Source organism: Bradyrhizobium sp. 1, from assembly GCF_023073315.1.
GTDB lineage: Bacteria > Pseudomonadota > Alphaproteobacteria > Rhizobiales > Xanthobacteraceae > Bradyrhizobium.
The window spans coordinates 1-902 of sequence record NZ_JADPJH010000001.1; the positions used below are offsets into that span (position 1 = coordinate 1).

Annotated in this window: 1 protein-coding gene; it reads left to right on the forward strand. The window is 62.4% G+C overall.

Annotated elements, in window-relative coordinates; genetic code table 11:
• Window positions 1-311: 311 nt before the first annotated feature.
• On the forward strand, window positions 312-902 hold a 591-nt coding region (locus IVB29_RS00005), incomplete at its 3' end, for a flagellin (protein WP_247501328.1).

The window sequence follows — 902 nt, forward strand, 5'->3', positions numbered from 1 at the left end:
TCGCCAACCAGAACAGCCAGAGCATCCTCTCGCTGTTCAGGTAAGCCTAAGAACCATCTGAGGGGGCCGCGCTTCTTGCGAAGCGCGGCCCTTTTCATTTTGGCGTCCCGTCCCGTGCATGCCATTTCGGCCGCTCTATTGTGACTGGGTTACGGAGCCACAAGCCTCGCGCAAACTTCACGTGCTATCGCCGCCATTGCGACAGGTTGAGCCCGCTTTTCCGCAGCCCAAAGGCATGACGCCGCCCTCTCGTACCGGTGCAAGCCCGGTATGTCCCCAACCTCAATCCAATTTTCAAAGGGACGTCAAAGATGAGTTCCAGTCTTCTCACCAACTCCTCCGCAATGACGGCGCTGCAGACGCTCCGGAACGTCAGCAGCCAGCTCTCCACCACGCAGAACCGGATCTCCACCGGCCAGCGCGTCTCGACCGCTTCGGACAACGCGGCCTACTGGTCGATCGCAACCTCGATGCGCGCCGACAACGCCGCGCTCTCCGCCGTCTCGGACTCGCTCGGTCTGTCGGCTGCGACCGTCGACACCGAATATACCGCTCTGACCGCGGTGGTGGGCGACCAGACCGGCGGCCTGACCAAGCTCCAGGCGCTGCTGGTTGAAGCCAAGACCGCCGGTATCGACCGTACCAAGATCCAGGCTGACATTACCCAGATCCAGCAGCAGATGAAGGGCACCGCCAATGCGGCGACCTTCAACGGCGTGAACTGGCTGAGCGCGACTGCGACCACACCGACGACCTTCAATCTGGTGTCGTCGTTCTCGCGCGTCGGCGGCACGCCCACGATCGGGTCCATTACCCTGACGATCTCCAACTATTCGCTCTATACGTCGGCTGCGGCCGGCATTCTGGACACCGTCAGCGGCGGTGCCTCGGTCGACACGCTC